General features: G+C 68.4%; 23 protein-coding genes and 4 pseudogenes. 12 read left to right on the top strand and 15 right to left on the bottom strand.

Annotated elements, in window-relative coordinates; all coding sequences use genetic code 11:
* Window positions 1-253: 253 nt before the first annotated feature.
* The 3 genes and pseudogenes from ASF60_RS25445 to ASF60_RS02830 form a co-directional block, all read left to right on the top strand.
* Window positions 254-618, top strand: a pseudogene (locus ASF60_RS25445) (outer membrane protein); the annotation flags it as partial.
* A gap of 1 nt (window position 619) precedes the next feature.
* Window positions 620-1,014 (top strand): outer membrane protein (locus ASF60_RS25440; protein ID WP_443136717.1); only part of this gene is annotated, 395 nt, incomplete at its 5' end.
* A 217-nt stretch (window positions 1,015-1,231) separates the two neighbouring features.
* A complete protein-coding gene (locus ASF60_RS02830; RefSeq protein ID WP_056179868.1) occupies window positions 1,232-1,993 on the top strand; it encodes a DUF2076 domain-containing protein in 762 nt (253 codons plus the stop codon).
* A gap of 59 nt (window positions 1,994-2,052) precedes the next feature.
* Here the strand turns inward: ASF60_RS02830 and ASF60_RS02825 are convergent, their stop codons facing one another.
* Window positions 2,053-2,901, bottom strand: coding sequence for a L,D-transpeptidase (locus ASF60_RS02825; protein ID WP_056179865.1), 849 nt, complete (start codon window positions 2,899-2,901; stop codon window positions 2,053-2,055).
* 246 nt (window positions 2,902-3,147) lie between these two features.
* Here ASF60_RS02825 and ASF60_RS02820 point away from each other — a divergent pair, with 246 nt between their 5' ends.
* The 4 genes from ASF60_RS02820 (at window position 3,148) to moaD (ending at window position 7,013) form a co-directional block, all read left to right on the top strand.
* Window positions 3,148-3,882, top strand: a complete 735-nt coding sequence (locus tag ASF60_RS02820; RefSeq protein WP_056179863.1) for a chemotaxis protein — start codon at window positions 3,148-3,150, stop codon at window positions 3,880-3,882.
* A 67-nt stretch (window positions 3,883-3,949) separates the two neighbouring features.
* Window positions 3,950-6,061 (top strand): excinuclease ABC subunit UvrC, encoded by a 2,112-nt coding sequence (gene uvrC / locus ASF60_RS02815; RefSeq protein WP_056179860.1) that lies wholly within the window; start codon window positions 3,950-3,952, stop codon window positions 6,059-6,061.
* An 86-nt stretch (window positions 6,062-6,147) separates the two neighbouring features.
* Complete coding sequence (pgsA, locus tag ASF60_RS02810) at window positions 6,148-6,747, top strand: CDP-diacylglycerol--glycerol-3-phosphate 3-phosphatidyltransferase (protein WP_056179856.1); 600 nt, start codon at window positions 6,148-6,150, stop codon at window positions 6,745-6,747.
* 14 nt (window positions 6,748-6,761) lie between these two features.
* Entirely contained in the window at window positions 6,762-7,013 is a 252-nt protein-coding gene (gene moaD / locus ASF60_RS02805) for a molybdopterin converting factor subunit 1 (RefSeq protein ID WP_056179853.1), read from the top strand.
* A gap of 11 nt (window positions 7,014-7,024) precedes the next feature.
* On the opposite strand, the gene ASF60_RS02800 is transcribed toward moaD, so the two are convergent.
* Entirely contained in the window at window positions 7,025-7,984 is a 960-nt protein-coding gene (locus tag ASF60_RS02800) for a metal ABC transporter solute-binding protein, Zn/Mn family (protein WP_082507695.1), read from the bottom strand.
* Window positions 7,985-8,191: 207 nt separating this feature from the next.
* Between ASF60_RS02800 and ASF60_RS02795 the strand changes: the two genes are divergently transcribed.
* The 3 genes from ASF60_RS02795 to ASF60_RS02785 all read left to right on the top strand — a co-directional run bounded on the left by ASF60_RS02795 (window position 8,192) and on the right by ASF60_RS02785 (window position 11,428).
* Window positions 8,192-9,979, top strand: a complete 1,788-nt coding sequence (locus ASF60_RS02795; protein ID WP_056179850.1) for an ABC transporter ATP-binding protein — start codon at window positions 8,192-8,194, stop codon at window positions 9,977-9,979.
* Window positions 9,980-10,048: 69 nt separating this feature from the next.
* Window positions 10,049-11,089, top strand: coding sequence for an aldose epimerase family protein (locus tag ASF60_RS02790; RefSeq protein WP_056179847.1), 1,041 nt, complete (start codon window positions 10,049-10,051; stop codon window positions 11,087-11,089).
* Between the two features lie 3 nt (window positions 11,090-11,092).
* Window positions 11,093-11,428, top strand: coding sequence for a YnfA family protein (locus ASF60_RS02785; protein WP_056179843.1), 336 nt, complete (start codon window positions 11,093-11,095; stop codon window positions 11,426-11,428).
* A gap of 234 nt (window positions 11,429-11,662) precedes the next feature.
* Here the strand turns inward: ASF60_RS02785 and ASF60_RS25265 are convergent.
* The 8 genes and pseudogenes from ASF60_RS25265 to tesB form a co-directional block, all read right to left on the bottom strand.
* Window positions 11,663-12,046: pseudogene (locus tag ASF60_RS25265) on the bottom strand (DNA translocase FtsK); the annotation flags it as partial.
* 86 nt (window positions 12,047-12,132) lie between these two features.
* Window positions 12,133-12,467 (bottom strand): annotated as a pseudogene (locus tag ASF60_RS25435) (FtsK/SpoIIIE domain-containing protein); the annotation flags it as partial.
* Between the two features lie 18 nt (window positions 12,468-12,485).
* Window positions 12,486-12,938 (bottom strand): annotated as a pseudogene (locus tag ASF60_RS25430) (FtsK/SpoIIIE domain-containing protein); the annotation flags it as partial.
* Between the two features lie 3 nt (window positions 12,939-12,941).
* On the bottom strand, window positions 12,942-13,176 hold a 235-nt coding region (locus tag ASF60_RS26120; protein ID WP_443136722.1), incomplete at its 3' end, for an FtsK/SpoIIIE domain-containing protein.
* Window positions 13,177-13,183: 7 nt separating this feature from the next.
* The coding region (locus tag ASF60_RS02780) for a DNA translocase FtsK (protein ID WP_244478298.1) at window positions 13,184-14,829 on the bottom strand (1,646 nt) is incomplete at its 3' end.
* A gap of 220 nt (window positions 14,830-15,049) precedes the next feature.
* Entirely contained in the window at window positions 15,050-16,555 is a 1,506-nt protein-coding gene (locus tag ASF60_RS02775) for an ammonium transporter (protein WP_056179840.1), read from the bottom strand.
* Window positions 16,556-16,658: 103 nt separating this feature from the next.
* A complete protein-coding gene (locus ASF60_RS02770; RefSeq protein WP_056179837.1) occupies window positions 16,659-16,997 on the bottom strand; it encodes a P-II family nitrogen regulator in 339 nt (112 codons plus the stop codon).
* A 357-nt stretch (window positions 16,998-17,354) separates the two neighbouring features.
* Window positions 17,355-18,233 (bottom strand): acyl-CoA thioesterase II, encoded by an 879-nt coding sequence (gene tesB / locus ASF60_RS02765; protein ID WP_056179836.1) that lies wholly within the window; start codon window positions 18,231-18,233, stop codon window positions 17,355-17,357.
* Window positions 18,234-18,514: 281 nt separating this feature from the next.
* On the opposite strand from tesB, the gene ASF60_RS02760 reads away from it, so the two are divergent.
* Window positions 18,515-19,786, top strand: a complete 1,272-nt coding sequence (locus tag ASF60_RS02760) for an FAD-dependent monooxygenase (protein ID WP_056180112.1) — start codon at window positions 18,515-18,517, stop codon at window positions 19,784-19,786.
* 94 nt (window positions 19,787-19,880) lie between these two features.
* Here ASF60_RS02760 and ppa read toward each other — a convergent pair whose 3' ends face one another.
* The 3 genes from ppa to ASF60_RS02745 form a co-directional block, all read right to left on the bottom strand.
* Window positions 19,881-20,429, bottom strand: coding sequence for an inorganic diphosphatase (gene ppa / locus ASF60_RS02755; protein ID WP_056179832.1), 549 nt, complete (start codon window positions 20,427-20,429; stop codon window positions 19,881-19,883).
* Between the two features lie 126 nt (window positions 20,430-20,555).
* Window positions 20,556-20,885: a hypothetical protein gene (locus tag ASF60_RS02750; protein ID WP_056179828.1), complete on the bottom strand. Its 330-nt coding sequence runs from the start codon at window positions 20,883-20,885 to the stop codon at window positions 20,556-20,558.
* Between the two features lie 87 nt (window positions 20,886-20,972).
* On the bottom strand, window positions 20,973-21,479 hold the full coding sequence (locus tag ASF60_RS02745) for a GNAT family N-acetyltransferase (protein WP_056179825.1): 507 nt from the start codon (window positions 21,477-21,479) through the stop codon (window positions 20,973-20,975).
* A gap of 222 nt (window positions 21,480-21,701) precedes the next feature.
* Between ASF60_RS02745 and ASF60_RS02740 the strand changes: the two genes are divergently transcribed.
* Window positions 21,702-22,427, top strand: a complete 726-nt coding sequence (locus ASF60_RS02740) for a fused DSP-PTPase phosphatase/NAD kinase-like protein (protein ID WP_056179822.1) — start codon at window positions 21,702-21,704, stop codon at window positions 22,425-22,427.
* Between the two features lie 87 nt (window positions 22,428-22,514).
* On the opposite strand, the gene ASF60_RS25055 is transcribed toward ASF60_RS02740, so the two are convergent.
* A complete protein-coding gene (locus ASF60_RS25055) occupies window positions 22,515-22,673 on the bottom strand; it encodes a hypothetical protein (RefSeq protein WP_200935864.1) in 159 nt (52 codons plus the stop codon).
* A gap of 215 nt (window positions 22,674-22,888) precedes the next feature.
* Window positions 22,889-23,089: a hypothetical protein gene (locus tag ASF60_RS02735; RefSeq protein WP_056179819.1), complete on the bottom strand. Its 201-nt coding sequence runs from the start codon at window positions 23,087-23,089 to the stop codon at window positions 22,889-22,891.
* Window positions 23,090-23,179 lie beyond the last annotated feature (90 nt).

Genomic DNA, 23,179 nt, shown 5'->3' with positions numbered 1-23,179 from the left:
GGTTTCAACGCCGGTTACGGCTTCGACGCCTCCAGCCGCGACACCAACGTCTACAACAACGTGTTCCCGAACCTCGTGCGTGGCCCGAACGGCCTCGYCGGCGCCGGTGGCCCGTCGCAGGTCGCTTACTCGAACAACTCCAACGAGGGTTTCACGGGCGGCGGTCAGATCGGCTACAACTACCAGTTCACCCCGGGTTCGGGCGTGGTCGTCGGTATCGAAGCTGACGCCCAGTACGTCGACTTCGGCCGTNTACTCGAACAACTCCAACGAGGGTTTCACGGGCGGCGGTCAGATCGGCTACAACTACCAGTTCACCCCGGGTTCGGGCGTGGTCGTCGGTATCGAAGCTGACGCCCAGTACGTCGACTTCGGCCGCAGCCGCAACAACTCGATCCTGACCCCCGGCTTCACCGCCGTCCCCGGCGTCACCTTCGTCGATCCGCGCGGCACCGCCAGCCTCGACTACTTCGGCACCGTCCGCGGCCGCCTCGGCTACGCCTTCGACCGCACCCTGGTGTACGGCACCGGCGGCTTCGCCTACGGCGCCGGCAGCAACGAGCGTTCGTTCGGCGGCTTCCGCGGCAACGACGACTTCCGCACCGGCTGGGCCGCTGGNGAAAATCCTCAGCAAATGAGACCGGAGGAGATGGGTCCTTCGACCGCACCCTGGTGTACGGCACCGGCGGCTTCGCCTACGGCGCCGGCAGCAACGAGCGTTCGTTCGGCGGCTTCCGCGGCAACGACGACTTCCGCACCGGCTGGGCCGCTGGYGGTGGCATCGAGTACGCGCTCCCCACCGACTCGTTCCTGAACTTCTTCCGTTCSTCGGCCGTCACGCTCAAGGTYGAAGGCCTGTACGTGAACCTCGAGAACAACAACCGCAACGCCGGCGTCTACGCCTACGACACCAACAACGTCCTCTACCGCCAGCCCGGCTTCTCCAACCGCAACAGCGGCACCGAGTTCGCCGTCGTCCGCGCCGGCCTGAACTACAAGTTCGGCTCTTACTAGGACCCGATCCGGGCGCCCCGCACGGGGCGCCCTCTTCGTCGAAAGCCCGGCCGCGAGGCCGGGCTTTCTGCGTTCGGGCACACACATTTCACGGGCGCGATGCATCCGGGACGGCAAAGTTTGCGTTGAGCCCCTGACAAAGGTCGACGGCACCCCCATCTCTGACCCGCCCCGCGCGGGTGGTTCACCCGCCGGCTTGCCCCAGGAGGACAACTCCATGAACAGCGAAGAACGCGACGTCATCGGCGGCATTTTCCAGCGCCTGGAGCAGGCTTCGAGCCAGCCCCGCGACGCGGAAGCCGAGCGCTTCATTGCCGAGAAGATCCGGGCTCAGCCCTACGCGCCCTACGCGATGGCGCAGCTCATCTATGTCCAGGAAGAGGCGATCAAGAGCCTGAACGAGCAGCTCGAGCAGCTGCGCCGTGCAGGCCAGCAGCAGCCCCAGGGTGGCGGCGGCTTCCTGTCCAGCATCTTCGGCGGCGGTTCGTCCGCCCGCCAGCCCGAGCCGCCACGTCAGGGCGGCGCCTGGGGGAACCAGGGCGGGCAGCCCGGATACGGGCAACAGCCGGGTTACGGCCAGCAGCCGGGTTACGGGCAGCAGCCCGGCTACGGTGGCCCCCAGGGCGGACCGCAGCAGGGTGGACCTTGGGGTGGCCAGCAGGCGGCTCCGGCGCGTGGCGGCGGATTCATGGCCACGGCCCTTCCGATGGCGGCGGGTGCGGCTGGCGGCATGTTGCTCGGCAGCGCGCTCTCCAACGCTTTCGCGGGCGGGCATTCCCAGCTCGGCAGCTCGGCGGCGGCAGGCCTCGGAGCCCCGAACATCACGGAGAATAACTTCTTCGGCGGCAGCGGTGGCAACGACGATCTCGGGTCGGCCCTCGGGGGCGGCAACGACCTCCAGGATGCCTCGTTCGCAGACGATTCCGGCGGCGATTTCGGGGGTGACCTCGGCGGCGGCGGCGACGACGACTGGGTCTGATCCGATCCGGACGGGAGGCGGCCGCATCGAGGGCAGCCTCCCGTCAGCTTGTCAAGGTGTCACAAAACCTCGACGCGCGTTCCCACCGGTATGCGCTCGTACAGGTCGATGACATCCTCGTTCATCATGCGGATGCAGCCAGAGGACACGTTCTGTCCGATGGTGTGCGGCTCATTGGTCCCGTGGATGCGGTAGAGCGACGAGCCGAGATAGAGCGCGCGGGCGCCGAGCGGATTGCCCGGCCCCCCTGCCATGTGACGCGGAAGATCGGGACGGCGGCGGATCATCTCGGCCGGCGGCGTCCAGTCCGGCCATTCCCGCTTCTGGCTGATGGTCTTCAGTCCGGCCCAGGCGAAGCCCGGCCGTCCGACGCCGATTCCATATCGGATAGCCTGTCCACCAGGCTGGACGAGGTAGAGGAACTTGCTCGGAGTATCGACCACGATGGTGCCGGCACGCTGCGGTCCGTCGAAGGCGACGACCTGGCGGGCATAGCGGGCATCCGGCGCGCGGGCGATACGCTCGACCGCCGGTTCCCGATCCGGCGCCATTGGCAGAGCGGCGAGGCGCACCGGAACGCGTTGCGGCGAGATCTGGGTCTGTCGCTCCGGTTCCGGCTCGACCGGGACACGATCTCCCGAATGCAGCTGGCGGGGTACGCCGTAGGCGAGCGGCTGCGGCTGCGGCTGGTGATAACCCCATTGCCCGTCGGGTAAGGGACGGCCGGAGACCGGCCGCTCCATCCGGGCTTCGGACGCCCCTGTGCCGGCACGGTCGTTCATCAGGAGCTCGAGGAAACCGCCGCCATAGGCGCCCGCCCGCGATGTGCCTTGCGCCTGCGCCCCACTCCCCTGCCCCGCCCATCCCACCGTCAGGCAGGCGATGGCCACGCACCAATCGAACCGCATGCTCGTCAACGCTCCAAGCCCGGTCGGACCCGATCCCGGGCTCGACATGCGGTCAGGATCGGGGGCCGAGGCGGAGACCCGGTGAAGGAGTATGGTGAATCGTTCCGCCCGGGGTGGCTGCGAACAGGCGAATGGATTCAGCGTGAACGCACCGTAAAGGTTGCCGAGCGGTTGCGACGTTCAAGAAATCGAAATCAGTTGGCCCCAAGGTGGCCCGGCTTCTCTCTTGTTGGCTGATCGCGACCGATGACTCTCAAACGTTACCGCATCGAAGACAGTCTCGGCCTCGCGAGCGCCCCCGTGGCGGCGGCATCCGCCGTCTCGTCGGAGACGGCCAATCTGAACAACAAGCGCTTGGACGAAATCCTGTCCGCGATTCAGGATCTGCGGAAGGTGACGCAGACCAGCACGGTGGAGACGATCGAGGCGTGTCGGAAGGAGCTGAACGAAGCGTTCGCGATGCGCTCGGAGCTCGACATCATGAAGGATGCGATCACCCGCACCAAGCAGGAGATCGCAACCCTCTATCGCTCCGAGAACACCGGCAAGGGCATGCGCCGCGTCGCCGGCGAACTCGATGCCGTGGTGGATTCCACGGAGCGCGCCACCAGCACGATCCTCGGCGCGATCGAGGAGATCGAGACCAACGCCAGCATGCTGCGCGCCATGACCACCACCATGGCCGGGCGCGAGAACATCGACGCCATCCTGGATCGGGTCGTCGTCGCCTTCGAAGCCTGCAACTTCCAGGACCTGACCGGCCAGCGCATCAACAAGATCGTGGGTGTGCTGAAATTCATCGAGGAGCACCTGGACCGCATGATCGAGGCCTGGGGCGGCCTCGACAGCTTCAGCGATCTGCTGGGCGTGGCACCGGCCAAGGTGGATATCGACGACGAGAGCTCGCTGCTCAACGGGCCGAAGCTCGCCGACGACATCGGCCACGTCGACCAGGGCGACATCGACGCGCTGTTCGATTGAGGGCCGAGGGCGGCCTTTGCCCGGTCCGCCCCTTTCCTCGCCTCGGCGCGAGGCTTAAGTCAGGCTCATGAGCCGCGCGCCCGCGAAAGACCACGCCTCGAGAGAGCGTTCCGCCAAGGATCTGCCCCCGGACGGCTTCGACGACCAGGACGGATTCCAGGAGGGTGGATTCCGGGAGGACGCCTCCGAGGAGGAGGGCGAGGACCACGCCCAGGCCGACGATGCGCCCGAGATCGACTTCGATTTCGAGGAGGGCGCGGTCAAGGCCGGCACCGAGGTGATCCGGCGCTTCTGGACGACCCTGCCGACCTCGCCGGGCGTCTATCGGATGTTCGACGAGAAGGGCGACGTGCTCTACGTCGGCAAGGCGAAGAACCTCAAGGCGCGGGTCGGGTCCTACGCGCGCGGACAGGCGCATTCGAACCGTATCGCCCGCATGATCTCGCAGACGGCGGCGATGGAGTTCGTCACCACCGCCACCGAGACCGAGGCGCTGCTCCTCGAAGCCAACCTGATCAAGCAGCTGAAACCGCGCTTCAACGTGCTGATGCGGGACGACAAGTCGTTTCCCTACATCCTGGTCACGGCCGATTCGGAAGCGCCGCAGATCATCAAGCATCGCGGCGCCCGGCGCCGGAAGGGCAGCTATTACGGGCCCTTCGCCAGCGTCTGGGCGGTGAACCGCACGGTGAATGCCCTGCAGCGCGCCTTCCTGCTGCGCACCTGCACCGACAGCTACTACGAGAACCGCACCCGTCCCTGCCTGCTCTACCAGATCAAGCGCTGCTCGGGCCCGTGCACCGGCGAGATCGATTTGGACGATTACCGGGGCCTCGCGGACAGCGCGAAAAGCTTCCTGGCGGGCAAATCGAACGCGGTGAAGGACCGCATGCGCGAGGAGATGCAGGACGCCTCCGAAAAGATGGAGTTCGAGCGCGCGGCCCGGTTCCGGGATCGCATCGCGGCCCTGTCGGCAATCCAGGGGACGCAAGGGGTCAACACGCAAGGGGTGGAGGAGGCCGACGTCTTCGCCATCGACGAGCAGGCGGGTCAGTTCTGCATTGAGGTGTTCTTCTTCCGCAACTTCCAGAACTGGGGCAACCGCGCCTACTTTCCCAAGGCTGACCGGACCATGACGCCGGACGAGGTGCTGGCCTCGTTCATCGGCCAGTTCTACGACGACAAACCGGCGCCGCGCAGCGTCCTGGTCTCGCACGCCATCGAGGATGCTGAGCTGCTGGCGGCGGCTCTGTCGAGCCGCACCGACTACCGGGTCGAGATCCACCAGCCCCAGCGCGGCGAGCGCAAGAACCTCGTCGAGTACGCGCAGCGCAACGCCAAGGAAGCGCTCGGCCGGCGCCTCGCCGACACCGCCTCGCAAGGCAAGCTGCTCGCCGCCCTCGGGCAGTCGTTCGGGCTCGCGGGCGCGCCCCGGCGAATCGAGGTCTACGACAACTCGCACATCATGGGCACGAACGCCGTCGGCGGCATGATCGTGGCCGGGCCGACGGGCTTCGCCAAGCAGCATTACCGCACCTTCAACATCAAGTCGGAGGAGCTGACGCCGGGCGACGATTACGGAATGATGCGCGAGGTGCTCCAGCGCCGTTTCAAGCGCCTGGTGAAGGAGAACCCGCGCACGGCCCGGGAGGCTGCCATCGCGGCGAGCGAAGGGGGCGCGCAGGAGCCGGTACCGGAGGCGGCGCCCGAGAGCGACACCCTGCCGGTCTGGCCCGACCTCGTGCTCATCGACGGCGGCAAGGGGCAGCTGGATGCCGCCCGTACCGCCCTCGAGGAGATCGGCATCAGCGACGTGGCCCTGGTCGGCATCGCCAAGGGACGCGACCGGGATGCGGGGCGCGAGACCTTCTTCGTGCCGGGGCGGCCGCCCTTCAAGCTGCCGCCGCGCGACCCGACCCTGTACTTCGTACAGCGCCTGCGCGACGAGGCCCACCGCTTCGCCATCGGCAGTCACCGGGCCAAGCGCAAGCGCGAGATGGTGCGCAACCCCCTTGACGAGATCGCCGGCATCGGCCCGAGCCGCAAGCGCGCACTCCTGCACCACTTCGGGACCGTGAAGGCGATCCAGCGCGCGGCCTTCGAGGATCTGGCGAAGACGCCCGGTGTCAACGCCGCCACGGCGCGCGCGGTGTACGACTTCTTCCACACGCAGGGCTGAGCGCGGAGCCGCGCCCGCGCATGCGTGAAAATGTTCGTTCGCAGGAGCGGTTGACCCCCAACCCCGCACATGGTTTCACGCCTGCGATGAATTCCGTCCTCCCCCGCCGCCGCTCGCCAGCCTGGACGCTTGCGAACTGCCTGACCTACGGTCGGCTCGTCGCGGTGCCCGTGCTGGTGGCTCTGCTGTACTGGCCGCAGGAACCGAGCGCCCGATTCGGCGCCCTGGCGATCTACATCCTGGCCGCCATCACGGATTACCTCGACGGCTACGTGGCGCGGACCTACGACCAGAGCTCGGCCCTGGGCCGGATGCTGGACCCGATCGCCGACAAGCTGCTGGTGGCGGCCTGCCTGCTGATGCTGGCGGCCGACAACACCATCGTGGGCTGGACCCTCTGGGCCGCCATCGTGATCCTGTGTCGGGAGATCCTGGTCTCCGGTCTGCGCGAATATCTCGCCGAGCTGAAGGTCGGCGTGCCGGTGAGCAAGGTCGCCAAGTGGAAGACCACCGTCCAGCTGATCGCCATCGGCTTCCTGGTGGCCGGACCCGCCGGGGAGTCGATCCTGCCGGGGACACTCCAGGCCGGCACGATCCTGCTGTGGCTCGCCGCCGCGCTGACGCTGTATACCGGCTGGGACTACATGAGGGCCGGGATCAAGCACGTCATCGACGATCCGCGCTGAGGGACACCACCGCGATGAAGCTCGTGTATTTCGCCTGGGTGCGCGAGCGCGTCGGCAAGGCCGAGGAGATTCTGGATCTCCCGGCCGACCTCGTGACGGTGTCCGATCTCGTGACCTGGCTGCGCGGACGAGGCGAGGAATACGCCTACGCCTTCGAGACGACGGGCATCGTCCGGGCGGCCATCGACCGGGTCCATGCCAAGCCGGACGCGCCGATCTCCGGCGCCTCCGAGATCGCGTTCTTTCCGCCGATGACGGGAGGCTGAGGCCGGACGCCTCAGCGTTTGCCCAGCGCCGCCGTGAAAGCCGAGACGTTGTTGCGCATCATCGCCACGTAGGTCGGCGCCGGGCCGTCCGGGCCCGACAGAGCGTCGGAGAACACCTTTCCGCCGATCACGGCGCCGCTCTCGCGGGCGATCTGCTGCATCAGGCGCGGATCGCTGATGTTCTCCAGGAACACCGCCGGGATCTTCTCCTGCCGGATCTGGCGGATGATGCGGGCGACGTCGCGCGGGCTCGCCTCGCTGTCGGTCGAGATGCCCTGCGGGGCGATGAAGGTCAGCCCGTAAGCGGCGGTGAAGTAGCCGAAGGCGTCGTGCGTGGTGATGATCCGGCGCTGCGCCTTCGGGATCGCGGCGATCGCAGCCCGCACATCGGACTCGAGGACATCCAGGGTGCCGAGATAGGCCTTCGCGTTGGCCGCGTAGGTCGCCGCGTGGGCCGGATCGATCCGCTCGAGGGCGTCGCGGATATTGCCCACGTAGATCCGGGCGTTGGCGATGCTCTGCCAGGCATGGGGATCGTCGTGATGGCCGTGTCCGTGATGGGCGTGATCGTCGTCCTCGGCCTCAATCGGCTTGACCCCGGCGGAGGCGACGACGACCGGGGCCTTTGTGCCGGAGGCCTTGATCAGGCGGTCGAGCCAGCCTTCGAACCCGAGCCCGTTGACCACGACGAGGTTGGCGTCGGCCAGGGTCTTGGCGTCGCTCGGCGCCGGGGCGTAGCCGTGGGCATCGGCGTTCGGCTGGACCAGCGACGTCACGGCCACCCGGTCACCCCCGACCTGGCTCACGAAATCGGCCAGGATCGAGAAAGTCGCCACGACCCTGATCTTAACCGCCGGTGCCGAGGGAGTGGCCGGTGCGGGCTTGGCATCCTCCGCCCAACCCGGTCCCGCCAGACCGAGCAGGAGCACGAAGGCGGCGGAGAGGCGCCAGAATGGAAGCCGGAGCGGCATCGGGAACGGTCCTTTCGATCAGCCCACCCGCTCTACTGTAACATTATCACATTGCCAAGCTGGTCTCCGGTGCACCGAGGGGGACCCGTGCCGCGCATCCGCCCGGGGTGGCTTTCCCTTGATCTCGCCGGCAGCCGGACGCAAACACCCGGGCAGTCACGGCCCAAGCGCCGTCGGGCGGGCACGGACACGGAAAGAGCGGATCAGATGGCGCGACGAGCGCTTCCCAAGGGCGACATCCTTCCCCTCCTCGGCCGGGTCTGGCGGGAATGGCTGCGGCCGCACCGGGCCACCCTCGCAGTGGTCCTGGTGCTCATCGCCATCGTGGGTGCGGCGACCGGCCTGTATCCGACCCTGATCAAGCTCGCCTTCGACGCCTTCGACCGGAAGGACATGGCGGCCCTCGCCTACGGTCCCGTCGTGGTGATCGCCATCACGTCGATCCGCGGCTTCGCGCTGTTCGGCCAGAACGTCCTGACCAACCGGGTGGTCACCCGCGTCGAGGCCGACATGCAGGCGGCCCTCTATGGGCACCTCATCGACTCGGACCTCGCCCAACTGGGGCGGGAAAGCCCTGCGGCCTTCACCCAGCGCTTCACCACGGATTTCGCCTTCATCAAGGAAGGCCTGACCCGGATCTCCACCGTCCTCCTGCGTGACATCGCCATGCTGATCGCCCTGGTGGCGGCGCTGTTGTGGATGGACCCGATCCTCACCCTGGTGGCCGGCGTGGTGGTGCCGTTCGTGGCCGGCCCGATCGGACGCGTCGGCAAGAAGCTGCGTCGGGTCTCCACAGCGACGCAGGAGCGGATGGGCCTCACCGCCAGCCTGATCACCGAGAGCCTGCAGGGCGCGCGCATCGCCAAGACCTACGCGCTGGAGGGCTACCTGAAGGGCCGGGCGCAGGGCGCCTTCGATGAGGTGCGCCGCCTCAAGATGAAGGCCGCCAACGCCCGCGGCCGCCTCGACCCGCTGCTCGAGATCGGCGGCGGCTTCGCGGTCGCCGCCGTCCTGGCCCTGGTCGGCCAGCGCGTGACCTCGGGCGACCGCACGGTCGGCGACTTCACCGGCTACGTCACCGCCCTCCTGCTTGCCTCGCAACCGATCCGCACCCTCGGGACCCTGAACGCGATTCTGCAGGAGGCAGGCGCGGCGCTGCAGCGCTACTTCGCCCTGATGGACGAGGCGCCGCGCATCCGGGACGTTCCGGGCGCGCCGCCCTTGCGGATCGCGGGCGGCGAGATCCGCTTCACCGGTGTGCAGTTCCGCTACCGCCCCGACGCACCGGCCCTGGAGGGGATCGACTTCACGGTTCCGGCCGGTGCGACGGTGGCACTGGTCGGCCGCTCCGGCTCGGGCAAGTCGTCCCTCCTGAATCTCGTGCCGCGCCTCTACGACGTGACCGAAGGGACGGTCCGCATCGACGGCCAGGATATCCGCACCGTCAGCCTCGCCTCGCTACGGGCGACCGTGGCGGTGGTCTCGCAGGACGTGGTGCTGTTCGACGACACCATCGCGGCCAATATCGGGTTCGGCCGGCCGGGTGCCACGCGGGCCGAGATCGAGGCCGCGGCCGAGGCGGCGGCGGCGCACGGCTTCATCAGCCGCCTTCCGGAGGGCTACGACTTCCAGGTCGGCTCCTCCGGTGGGCGCCTGTCGGGCGGCGAGCGCCAGCGGATCTCGCTGGCGCGCGCATTCCTCAAGGACGCGCCGATCCTGCTCCTCGACGAGGCCACCAGCGCGCTCGATTCCGAATCCGAGCGCCTGGTGCAAGCGGCCCTCCAGCGCCTCATGCGAGGCCGCACCACCCTGGTCATCGCCCACCGACTCTCGACCGTCCGCGACGCCGACAGCATCGTCGTCATGGACAGTGGCCGCATCGTCGAGACCGGCCGGCATGAGGCGCTGATCGCGGAGGGACAAATCTATGCCCGGCTGCATCGGATGCAGCTCGCCGGTGATGCCGAAGCCGAGCCCGCAGGGCTGCCGGCCTGACGACCGAACGGCTTGACGGGACCGATCCGCCATCGACGCGTTGAGCCGGGGAACACCAGGACGGACACCATGCAGGCGGAGCCTTTCGGGACGACGGGCGCGGGCGATCCCGTCACGCGCCACACCCTGGAGCGGGGCGATCTGCGGGTGCAGATCCTCGATTACGGCGGCATCGTCAGCCGGATCGATGTGCCGGACCGGACCGGACGCCGGGCCAACGTCGTCCTGGGGGCCGCCGATCTTGCCGGCTACGCGGCCAGCGACGCCCATTTCGGCGCGGTCATCGGGCGCTACGCCAACCGGATCGCCGGCGGGCGCTTCCACCTCGACGGCCGGAGCTACGACCTGCCCCGGAACGAGGGCCGCAACACCATGCATGGCGGGCCGGAAGGCTTCGACCGCCGGGTCTGGCGCGTCACGGCCGCCGAGGCCGCGAGCCTCACCCTGACCTACCGCTCCCCGGACGGCGAGCAGGGTTTTCCCGGCAACCTCGACGTCACCGTCACCTATCGGTTGGCGGACGATCACAGCCTCGCCATCGACTACGCCGCCGTTACCGACCGGCCGACCATCCTCAACCTGACCAATCACAGCTACTTCAACCTTGCCGGCGAGGGCGCCGGCAGCGCCCTCGGGCACATCGTCACCATCGCGGCGGATGGGGTGCTGGTCACCGATGCCGAGCAGATCCCGACCGGCGCGATCGCCTCCGTCGCCGGCACGCCCTTCGACTTTCGCATGCCGGTCGCCCTTGGCGCGCGCATCCGCGAAGCGCACCCGCAGCTGGCGCTCGCCCACGGCTACGACCACACCTACGTGCTCGGGGGCGACGGAGCCCTGCGGGAGGTGGCACAGGCCGTCGACCCGGTGAGCGGGCGCTGCCTTACCGTAGCGACGACCCAGCCGGGCCTCCAACTCTACACCGCCAACATGCTGGACGGGACGGTGACCGGATCGGGCGGAGGGCTCTACCGGGCCGGCGACGCGGTCTGCTTCGAGGCGCAGGGCTTCCCGGACGCGCCGAACCAACCGACCTTCCCAAGCCCCGTCCTGCGGCCGGACGCGCCGTTTCGGGCGACGACGGTCTATCGCTTCACGTCGCTCGCGTAGTCCATGGACAAGCCTCTCGCGACCCTCGCGATCTACGCCGCGGCCGCCCTGGCGGAGATCGCCGGCTGCTTCGCCTTCTGGGCTTGGGCGCGGCTCGGGCGCTCGGCCCTGTGGCTCGGCCCCGGCATCGCGGCGCTGGTGCTGTTCGCCGCCCTTCTGACCCGCGTCGAGAGCGAAGCGGCGGGACGGGCTTACGCGGCCTATGGCGGGATCTACATCGCCGCCTCGCTGCTCTGGCTCTGGATCGTCGAGAGCCAGAGGCCGGATCGCTGGGACATGGCCGGCGCTACCCTGTGTCTCGTCGGCGCCGCCGTCATCCTGTTCGCGCCGCGCGGATAGAGGCGGGTTACCGCCGAACCGCGCGCCGTAGCGATCGCGGGAAGCGGGGTCTCGTGTCGGGAAGAATGGAGCCTGGGTCGGGTACGGGATCGACCCTCCCCCCTCTGCGGAGCAGGCGGGAGAGGGTGACGCGCAGGCTGCCTCCAAGATGAGAAATACGATCGCCCTCGAAAGCGCAGACCGTTCGCGTCTCGCGACGGCTCAGGCTCCTGGCGCACCCGATCGCGCCTGCGTTCAGCTTTGGTGCGGATCCGGCTCGACCAGGATCTCGCGCTTGCCGGCGTGGTTGGCCGGGCCGACGATGCCCTCGATCTCCATCTTCTCCATCAGCGAGGCGGCACGGTTGTAGCCGATCTGCAGACGGCGCTGGATGTAGCTGGTCGAGGCCTTCTTGTCCCTGAGCACCACTTGGACGGCCTGGGTATAGAGATCGCCGCCGGCCTCGCCGAAGCTGCCCTGATCGAACACCGCGCCGTCCAGTTCGATCTCGTCGGAGCCGCCCTTGGCGGGCTTCTCGTCGCCGCTGCCGTCGTCGGCGGTGACGGCCTCGAGGTAGGACGGCCGGCCCTGGCGCTTGAGGTGGGCGACCACRCTCTCGACTTCSGAATCCGAGCAGAACGGACCGTGCACGCGCGTCGTGCGCCCGCCGCCGGCCATGAACAGCATGTCGCCCTGGCCCAGCAGCTGCTCGGCGCCCATCTCGNGAATCCGAGCAGAACGGACCGTGCACGCGCGTCGTGCGCCCGCCGCCGGCCATGAACAGCATGTCGCCCTGGCCCAGCAGCTGCTCGGCGCCCATCTCGCCCAGGATCGTCCGGCTGTCGATCTTGCTCGTCACCTGGAAGCTGATCCGGGTCGGGAAGTTGGCCTTGATCGTGCCCGTGATGACGTCGACCGAGGGGCGCTGSGTSGCCATGATCAGGTGGATGCCGGCCGCGCGCGCCATCTGGGCCAGACGCTGGATCGCGCCCTCGATGTCCTTGCCCGCCACCATCATCAGGTCGGCCATCTCGTCGACCACGATGACGATGTAGGGCAGCGCCGACGAGGGGCGCTGGGTGGCCATGATCAGGTGGATGCCGGCCGCGCGCGCCATCTGGGCCAGACGCTGGATCGCGCCCTCGATGTCCTTGCCCGCCACCATCATCAGGTCGGCCATCTCGTCGACCACGATGACGATGTAGGGCAGCGCCGAGAGGTCCATCTCCTCCGTCTCGTAGACGGCCTCGCCGGTTTCGCGGTCGAAGCCGGTCTGCACCGTCCGGGTCAGGATCTCGCCGCGCCCACGCGCCTCGGCCAGTCGGGCGTTGAATCCGTCGATGTTGCGGACACCGACCTTGGACATCTTCTTGTAGCGCTCCTCCATCTCGCGCACGGCCCACTTGAGGGCGATGACCGCCTTCTTCGGGTCGGTGACCACGGGCGAGAGCAGGTGCGGGATGCCGTCATAGACCGACAATTCGAGCATCTTCGGATCGACCATGATCAGGCGGCACTCCTCCGGCTTCATCCNTGACCACGGGCGAGAGCAGGTGCGGGATGCCGTCATAGACCGACAATTCGAGCATCTTCGGATCGACCATGATCAGGCGGCACTCCTCCGGCTTCATCCGGTAGAGCAGCGACAGGATCATGGTGTTGATGGCGACCGACTTGCCCGAGCCCGTGGTGCCCGCCACCAGCAGGTGAGGCATCTTGGCGAGATCGGCGATGATCGGCTCGCCGCCGATGTTCTTGCCCAGGCACAGGGCGAGNCCCGAGCCCGTGGTGCCCGCCACCAGCAGGTGAGGCATCTTGGCGAGATCGGCGATGATCGGCTCGCCGCCGATGTTCTTGCCCAGGCACAGGGCGAGGCTCTGCTTGGTCTCGGCGAAATCGGCAGAGGCCAGCAATTCGCGCAGGTACACCGTCTCGCGCCGGGCATTCGGCAGCTCGATGCCGATGGCATTGCGGCCGGGAACCACGGCGACGCGGGCCGAGACCGCCGACATCGAGCGGGCGATGTCGTCCGAGAGCGAGATCACGCGGCTCGACTTGGTGCCGGGGGCAGGCTCCAGCTCGTAGAGGGTGACGACGGGACCCGGACGCACCGCGAGAATGTCGCCGCGCACGCCGAAATCGCTGAGGGTCGCTTCCAGCAGGGTGGCGTTCTGCTCCAGGGCCTCGGACGAAATCTGGCTCGAGGCCGGCAGGCGCGGCGCCTCACCGAGCAGTTCCAGGGCCGGATGGCGATAGTTCTCGGATGGCTGCTGGGGCGGAGTACGGCGCGCAGCGGCGGGCACCGGCGGGGGAGCGGCGGGCGCGACACGCGAGCGCGCCGGGGCCGGCTCCTCGACAGGGGCCGGACCATCGGCGTCCTCCGCGTCGTCGAAATCCTCGTCGTGATGGACCGGGGCCGGCCGCCGCTGCGAGACCGCCGCCGGCGGGGCGGATGAGACGGTCGGCGATGGGCCGGGCGAGGCCGGATCGAAGGGCTCAAACACGGGTTCCCGCCGTCCGTCGGACGGTCCGAGACGAGCCTCCGGGGCATGCGTGGCCCAGGGCGCATCCTCCGGTGCCGCGAAGGCGCGCTGCGCCGCGAGGGCCGGCGAGGCCCCCGCATAGGCGAGCGATGTGGCGGCGGCGGCGCGCTCGGCACGCCACTCCCCGATCCGGGCCGCCAGGGCCGCGCGACCGCCCATCAGGGCCTGCGCCATCGCCCCGAGGGAGACGATGCCGAGACTCGGCTCGTCATCCTCGTAGCGCCCGTCCTGGGTGTTATCGACGCGACCGCGCTGGGGCTGGCGCACAGAGGCCGGAGGCGCATCGTAGGCATCCGCATCGTCCTCCTCGGCCTCGCCGACGCGGCAGGCACCCGTGAGGCATAGAATCGCCACGCCGGCGAACAGGAAGCCCGCGAAGGCCAGGAGCGGTGAGGCCAGGATGCCCAGCATCGTGCGGGCGGCATGCATCAGCGCGTCGCCGGCAACCCCGCCGAGGCCGGTGGGCAGAGGCCAGCGCGCCGTCGACGGCAAGGCGCTGGCCACCGCGCTCGCGGCGAAGAAGCCGATGATCCAGAGCGTCAGGCGCAGACCGCCGCGCGGCAGCGTCCGCGTGCGCATCAGCTGGATGCCCCACAGGGCCGGCGGCAAGACGAAGGCCAGGGAGCCGAGCCCGAGAAGCTGCATCGCCAGATCGGACACCACGGCACCGCCGGTTCCGAGCACGTTGTGGGCGGGATGATCCGTGGCGTGGTTGAGACTCGGATCGTCGATCGACCACGTCGCCAGGGCAACCGTCAGCGCGGTGGCACCGGCAAACAGCACGAAACCGCCCAACTCCGTCATCCGCTTGGCCAGGAACGGGCGAAAGCTGTCGACGAAAGTATCGTAGGGCGATGCGGAACGGCGAAGCGAGCGCATGCGGTACCAGACACGATGGGGAACTGTCCGGTCACGCTACCGTCTTCGGAGTTAACGGTTGGCTAAGGTTGAGATTTCCCTTCGCCCGGCTCGGACAGCAATCCTGTGTCGGACCGGCCTCGTGGCCTGCCCGTCCGTCCTGCCGTACCGCCGAAGACGAAAAAGGCCCCGGTCGCGAGGACCGGGGCCTTCCGAACCGTGGGCTGAAGCGCCCGCGATCCTAGTAGTTGTAGGCGCGCTCGCCGTGATCGGCGATGTCGAGGCCTTCACGCTCCTCGTCCTGCGTGACGCGCAGGCCGATGGTGAGATCGACGAGCTTGTACAGGATGGCGGAGCCGATACCGGACCACAGGATGGTGAAGCCGACGGCCTTGACCTGGCTCATCACGGCGGCGCCGGTCTCGTAGGCGCCGACGGCGAGTTCACCGGGCTTGGAGGTGTAGTCCGGCAGACCGACGCCGCCGAACTCGGTGTTCACCAGGATACCGGTCGCGATGGCGCCGAGGATGCCACCGATGCAGTGGACGCCGAAGACGTCGAGCGAGTCGTCGTAGCCGAGCGCGTTCTTCACCGTGGAGCACATGATGAAGCAGACCGCGCCGGCGACGAGGCCGAGGACGATCGAGCCCATCGGGCCGGCGAAACCGGCGGCCGGCGTGACGGCGACGAGACCCGCGATGGCGCCCGAGAGCATGCCGAGCAGCGACGGCTTGCCCTTCAGCATCCACTCGACGAACAGCCACGACAGGGCGGCGGCGGCGGTGGCCACGAAGGTGTTCAGCATCGCCATGGCGGCGGTGCCGTTGGACTCGAGGTTGGAGCCGGCATTGAAGCCGAACCAGCCGACCCAGAGCAGCGAGGCGCCGATCGAGGTCATGGTCAGGGAGTGCGGGGCGAGCAGGTCACGGCCGTAGCCGATGCGCTTGCCGAGCATGAGGCAGCCGACGAAGCCAGCGATACCGGCGTTGATGTGGACCACGGTGCCGCCGGCGAAGTCGAGGGCGCCCCACTTGAACAGCAGGCCGGCATCGGCGTTCACGGCGTCGAGGGCGGCCTGAGCCGTTGCCTTCGAGGCGTCGTCAGTGGCGGCGGCCAGTGCCTTGGCGGCGTTGCCGACCGCATCCGGGCCGCCCCAGTACCAGACCATATGGGCCATCGGGAAGTAGATCAGCGTGGTCCAGAGGATCATGAACACGACCAGCGCGGAGAACTTCATCCGCTCGGCGAAGGCGCCGACGATGAGGGCCGGGGTGATCATCGCGAACGTCATCTGGAAGCAGATGTAGACGTATTCGGGGATCACGACGCCGTTCGAGAAGGTGGCGACGGTGGAGTTCGCGTCGATGCCCTTCAGGAAGGCCTTGGACAGACCGCCGACGAAGTCGTTCAGGCCGCCGCCGTTGGTGAAGGCGAGGCTGTAGCCGAAGATCACGAAGAGGAGGCTGGAGATGCAGGCGATGGCGAAGACCTGCGTCAGCACCGAGAGCATGTTCTTGGTGCGCACGAGACCGCCGTAGAACAGGGCCAGACCGGGCACGACCATCAGCAGCACCAGGGCGCTGGAGATGAGCATCCAGGCCGTGTCGCCCTTGTTCGGGACGGGCGCAGCGGTGGCGGCAGCGGTCATCGCCTCCGTCGTCGGGGTCTGCGCGAGGGATGGCTCGATGAACAGGAGGGCCAGCGCGGCGCCTCCCAGCCCGAGCGCCAGGGCATTGCGAAGCTTCATGGAAACGAGACTCCCGATCGCGGTGCGATGCTGATGTGAAGGGTTGTGTCAGGGGCTGGCGGACGGAACCGTCCGGGGAAGGCGTCGCCTCGGCGAGCGTCGCTCAGAGAGCGTCGACGTCGGTCTCGCCGGTGCGGATGCGGACCGCCTTCTCCAAGGGGACGACGAAGATCTTGCCGTCGCCGATCTGGCCCGTGCGGGCGGCCGCCGCGATCGCATCGATGACGCTGCCCGTCAGGTCGGAGGCGACCGCGACCTCGATCTTCAGCTTGGGCAGGAAGCTCACCGCATACTCGGCCCCGCGATAGATCTCGGTGTGGCCTTTCTGACGGCCGTAGCCCTTCACCTCGGTCACGGTCAGGCCGTGAACGCCGATGCCGGTCAGAGCGTCGCGCACCTCCTCCAGCTTGAACGGCTTGATGATGGCCATCACGATTTTCATGGGCGACGCCCCTTTGGCTACGAGTGGATTTCGCGGATGGGAACTTGCGCGAGTGCGACCTTGCGCGAGTGCAAACCTGCATGACTGGAGGCCACGGGCCGGCGCACGCACGCGTCGCGACACGATCGACCCCGCCGGTACGCAGGGGCCGTTCCCGACCCATGCGCTCGACCACCCATATTCAAGGACTATGCCAGAGGAACTTTTTCGCTGAGCCTCGATCTGCCCAAGAAGTGTCCGCCGGCTGATTTAGGACGCGGCGTTTTTCCGGCCAAGTTTGCCCGCAAAGCAGGCATGTCGTTCACAGAATAGGCATAACCAGCAGAACAGAGGCAAAGACCTAGGCTGCAAGGTGCCTCAACCCTCGGCGCGGCGCGGCCGGATCATACCTTCCTGGGCCACCGAGGCGATCAGCGTGCCGTCTCGGGTGAAGATCTGACCGCGGGCGAAACCACGGGCCCCCTCGGCGCTGGGGCTGTCCTGGGCGTAGAGAAGCCAGTCGTCAGCCCGGAACGGCCGATGAAACCACAGGGCGTGGTCGAGGCTCGCCGACTGAATCTCAGGATCGAACACCGTCTGCCCGTGCGGGATCAGGGTGGCGTCGAGAAGCGTCATGTCTGACGCATAGGCGAGGACGGTGCGATGGATCGCCGGATCATCGGGCAGGCGGTCGACCGCGCGCATCCAGACATGGAAGCGCGGCTCGCGGGGTGACCGGCGCAGGTAGCGCTCGATCTCGACGGGTCGCAATTCGATCGGCCGCCGGCGTCCGAAATACGAGAGAATGGGAGCCGGGATGGTCAGGCCCTCGCGCGCGGCCTCGGCCGTGACGGCCGGCGCCTCGGGGACATCCTCCGGGGGCGGAACATCGGGCATGGTGGCCTGGTGGGCGGCACCCTCCTCGGCATCGTGATAGGACACCGACATGGCGAAGATCGCGCGCCCGTGCTGGTGCGCCACGACCCGCCGCGTGGCGAAGCTGCGGCCGTCACGGATGCGCTCGACCGCGTAGTCGATGGGCGCCTTCGGGTCACCGCCCAGGAGAAAATAGGCGTGCAGCGAGTGCGGCGGCCGGGTCTCCGGCACCGTGCGCGAGGCCGCGACGAGGGCCTGGGCCACGACCTGCCCACCGAAGACCCGGAACCAGCCGGTCTGCAGGCTCTCGCCCCGATAGAGATCGGGCTCCAGGCGCTTCAGGTCGAGGATGTCGAGGAGTTCGGTGACGATGCCTGCCATGCCGCTTCCCTGGTCGCCCGCGTGATCCTGTCGGGGAGATCGCCCCCGAGGATCATGGCCGACCCTTCACATGTGAACGATCGCGCTGGCAAGGTGCCCCGATGCATCCTAGACGCGACGCGGTGGGCTGTACCGACCACCGGGCGAGGCCCGCCGCAGCGGCGATAAGGTCCGGGCTGAAGGTCGGCCTCGTGCGTTGCCCCCGGCACCGAGGAGTGGCACTCCGGGCAGCGAGGATGTCGGGGGTTGCCATGGGCGGCGCGGGCGAATTCGAGGCGGGCATGATCCAGGCGGGCACGGTCGAAACGAGGAAGCGTGCGGACCAGCGCAGCGTGGTGATCGCCGGAGCCGGCATTCCCGGCCTGACGCTCGCCCTGGCGCTTGCGCGCGCCAACGGCCCCGCCGTGTCGGTCACCGTGTGCGATCCCGGCCTCGGCGCCGGCGCCGCCCGACATGCCGGTCGGGCCTATGCGGTCGCCGCTGGCGGGCGGCGCATGTTCGAGCGCCTGGGAATCTGGGACATCGCCAGCCGGTCTGCGCAGCCGATCCACGATATGGTGGTGAGCGACAGCCGCCTGTCCGACCCGGTCCGCCCGGTGTTCCTGACCTTCGCGCAGGATGCTGAGGCCGGCGCCCCCTTCGCCCACATGGTAGAGGCCGAGCCGTTGGTGGCGGCCCTGCTGGAGGCAGCCGCGGCCGCGGGCGTGGTCCTCGAACCCGTCGGCATCGTCGAGGCCGTCCCGGACGGCGCTCGCATCCGCCTGTTGCTCAGCGACGGCCGTTCGCGCGACGCCTCGCTCTTGGTGGCTGCCGACGGCGCGCGCTCGCGCCTGCGCGAAGCGGCCAAAATCGGCTGGGTGGGCTGGTCCTATCCACAGATGGGGCTCGTCGCCACCATCGGCCATGAGCGCGCTCACGAGGGTCGGGCCTACGAGCATTTCCTGCCGAGCGGTCCCTTCGCGATCCTGCCGCTGGTGGATGGCGGCACGCTCGGGCATCGCTCCTCCATCGTCTGGACCGAGCGCGCGGCCGATGTGCCGCCCCTGACCGGAGGCGGCCCGGAAGAGACCCTGGCCGAGATCGAGCGTCGCTTCGGGCTCAATCTGGGGCGGTTGGCGCTTGAGCGGGGACCGAGCGCGCATTCCCTCGCCTTCGGCCTCGCCCGCAGCTTCCGGGGCGAGCGCCTGGCGCTCCTCGGCGATGCCGCCCACGTCATCCACCCGATCGCCGGACAAGGCTTGAACCTCGGCCTCGCCGGCGCGGCTGTGCTGGCCGAGGCGATGACCGACGCCCTCCGCCTCGGCCTCGACCCCGGGAGCCCGGACGTGCTGAAGCGCTATGAGCGGGCGCGCCGCTTCGACACCCTGGCCATGGGGGCGGTGACGGACGGGCTGAACCGCCTGTTCTCGAATGACCTGCTGCCCCTGCGCCTGGCGCGCGACCTCGGCCTCGGCCTGGTCGACCGGCTGCCGGGGTTGAAGCGGCTGTTCATCGGCGAGGCCGCCGCGGCGCGGGGGACGCAGCCGCGCCTGCTGCGCGGCGAGGCCCTCTGACACAGCGAAACGGCGACCCTCCCGGTTTCGGGAAGATCGCCGCGTTGCCGACCCGTCAGCCGGGAAGACCGGCTTGGCCTCTCCGTCCTCGACTTTACTTGCCCTTGGCGGCCTTGCTGGCCTTCTCGCGCTCGATGCCTTCGAGGATCAAACGGTGAGCCTCGTCCTTGCCGCCCCAGCGCTTGATCTTCACCCACTTGCCGGGCTCGAGATCCTTGTAGTGCTCGAAGAAGTGCTGGATCTGGTGGATCGTGATGTCGGGCAGGTCGGTGTAATCTTCGATGCGGTCGTAGCGCATGGTCAGATGGCGCGACGGCACCGCGATGATTTTCTCGTCCTCGCCGGAATTGTCCTCCATCACCAGCACGCCGATCGGGCGGGCGCTGATGATCGCGCCGGGTGCGATGGCACGGGTATTGGCCACCAGCACGTCGCACGGATCGCCGTCGCCCGAGAGGGTGTGCGGGATGAAGCCGTAATTGCCTGGGTAGTGCATCGCCGTATAGAGAAAGCGGTCGACCACGAGGGCGCCGGCTTCCTTGTCCATCTCGTACTTGATCGGGTCGCCACCGATCGGCACTTCGATGATGACGTTCACGTCGTCCGGCGGGTTTTTCCCGATCGAGACCGCATCGATGATCATTTATTAGCTCCCGGAAGCGCGGGCATTCCAGCCCCGTTGCGGCGTCTCATAAAGCCCTTCCGCCGCGAAGGAAATCGCACCTCCCCGAGGCCTCACAACGTTTGCACGAAATTGTCGGGCCCGGCCTCAGGGCCGGTCCGACGATCCGAAGCGCCGCCGCCACCATGCCGCCAGCCGCGCCCAGGTGCGCTCCAGCCAGCGCGCGGCATGCTCCAGGGGCACCTTGAGGGCCGGGACGTCCTGGCTCAGAAGCGCAAGTCCCAGCGGCAACATCCACAGACCCAGGACCGGCAGGATCGAGAAGATCCCGCCGAGGATGAACAGGATGGCGGCGCCGAGACGGATCCAGAACCGAGACGGCTCACGCAGCCAATCCACCGCGCGACGCGCCCGGTCCGGCAGTTTCTCGCTCAGCGCCGTGACGCGCCTGTCCCAATCCGCCGGCGTCACGCTCATCCGCAGCCCCGCTCCCTACCCGACGGTCCGGTCCGGTCCGGTCCGGGGAACGGATGCCGACCGGTCGCGACGGGGCATCCCGCCGGTTCAGGTGAAGCGGAAACCGATTTTGGGCAGAACCGTTCCGGCCATTCGGTCGACGGCGCGGGCGATCTCGGCACCGCCGAGCCCGCTGTAGAACGTCCGGGCGCGGTCGTTCTCCTCCAGGGCCCAGACCCCGACCCGGGCGAGGCCATGGTCGGCGAGGTCGTTGGACACGGCCCGGAACAGGCGCCGGCCGAGTCCGAGGCCCTGGTAGGACGGGCGCACGTAGAGTTCGTCGATCTCTCCGGGGGCCTGAAGGGTTCGGCCGCGGGCCGGTCCATAGACCGCGTAGGCCACCAGCGCGTTCTCCCGCTCGACCACGACCAGCGGTCGGCTGCGCTGGGTAGCTCCAAGCCACCATTGCGAGCTGCGTTGCGAGATCATCCGCTCCAGTGCGACACCCGGGATGATGCCGCGATAGGCCTCGCGCCAGGTCTCGTCGAACAGGTCCGCCAGAAGGTCGACGTCGGCCGGGCGGGCGCGGCGGATGCTAATGGTGCTCGTACGCATGACGGGTCTCCGCGCTCGAAGAGACGAAAGACGGTTTGCATCGGTGTCGATCTCGCATCGGAGCCGACGATCCGGGCGAAGACAAGGCGGGCTCGAGCCTCGCAAGGTCGATGCCGATTCGCCCCCGCGATCCACCGCTCGTTTGCCGCGGCGGTCGCGCGCTGGTAGATCAGCCGCCTCGCACCTCCCCACCCTCCCCGCCTCTTCGGTCCCGCCGCCCCCGTGTTGAACCGCTTCCTTTCGTACGAGACCCGCTACGCCCGGCGCATGGCGCGGATCGCGCGCTTCGAGCGCCCGATTGCCGGCCCGGTGTCGCGCGCCAAGGCCTGGGCGAACATGCTGCTGGTGGACCACGGCGTGTTCCGCCTCGCCTATCTGAACCGGCACCGGATCGGACAGGGCAAGCTGTGGCGCTCGGCCCAGCCGAGCCCGCACCAGTTGGCTTGGTTCAAGCGCCAGGGCGTCCGCACGGTGATTTCGCTGCGGGGCGGGCGCGAGCACGGTTCGTGGCCGCTCCAGCGCGAGGCGTGCGAGCGCCAGGGCCTGACCCTGGTCGAATTCGTCCTGCGCTCTCGGGAGGCGCCGTCGCGGGAGACCATTCTGGCCGCGAAAGCCTTCTTCGACACTGTCGAGTACCCGGCGATCATGCACTGCAAGTCCGGTGCGGACCGCGCCGGCCTCGGCGCCGCCCTCTACCTCATCCTGCACGAGAACCTGCCGGTGGCGGAGGCGATGGGCCAGCTCTCCGCACGCTACGGCCATTTCCGCTTCGCCAAGACCGGCATTCTCGATGCCTTCTTCACGCTCTACCGCCGCGAGGGCGAGACGAAGGGCCTCGACTTCCTGACCTGGGTCGAGACGGCCTACGATCCGGAGGCGCTCACGCGTTCGTTCCGGCCGGGCTTCTGGTCCGATCTCATGGTCGACGGGGTCATCAAGCGCGAATAGCGGTACGCAAAAACCCGCCGCGGCCATGCCGGGCGGGTTTCCAATCAAGGGCTTCAGAGAAACAGGGGAACGACGATCCCCCGCCCGTCAGGCGGCGAGACGGATCGCAGTTGCGGCATTCTCGTTGCTGGCGATGAATCGGCCGGACTTCGACAGCGGGCCGTTCTTCGGCGTCAGAGCGTCGGCGGCGAAGAACACCAGCGAGACGTTGAGGGCGATAGCGGCAACAACCAGAAGAGCGATCATCGGGGGGCTTCCCAGAGAGAGTGCGATGGACCCTATATGGCACCGCACCATTGTCCGTGGCATACCAAATCCAACACACCAGCCATGCACAGGGCTCAGCCACTGCACCATTTCGTGATCTCAGGGTGACGAGATACGCCGCTTGTGCACGGTTCGCCCGCCACCGGCACAAGTCTCTCTATGAGGAAAGGCACGGTCTTTTCGCACTGCGGTCGTCAGTTGGCAGACAGGCTTTGAATCTCAGCCGCGAAGGACGGGGCGTCGGTCACTCGATCGCCGGTGAGAACCACCAGCGTCAGGATCAGGCCGAACACCGCAAGATAGACGACGGCGAAGAGGTCCCTGTCTTCCCGACCCGACAGCACGATGGCGGCGAATGGGACTGTCTGCAGGGTCAGTAAAGCCGGGATGTTCATGGCGTAGTTCGATTCCTGACGAAACTCGGTTCATGGCGGATCTCGAACCATCCACGGTATTCGTCCGCCTGGACGGACGGGATGACGCGT

The organism is Methylobacterium sp. Leaf113, assembly GCF_001423325.1.
In the GTDB taxonomy this organism is placed as follows: domain Bacteria; phylum Pseudomonadota; class Alphaproteobacteria; order Rhizobiales; family Beijerinckiaceae; genus Methylobacterium.
The sequence above is the reverse complement of the archived record's forward strand: the minus strand, read 5'-3'. Positions and strand labels throughout refer to the sequence as shown.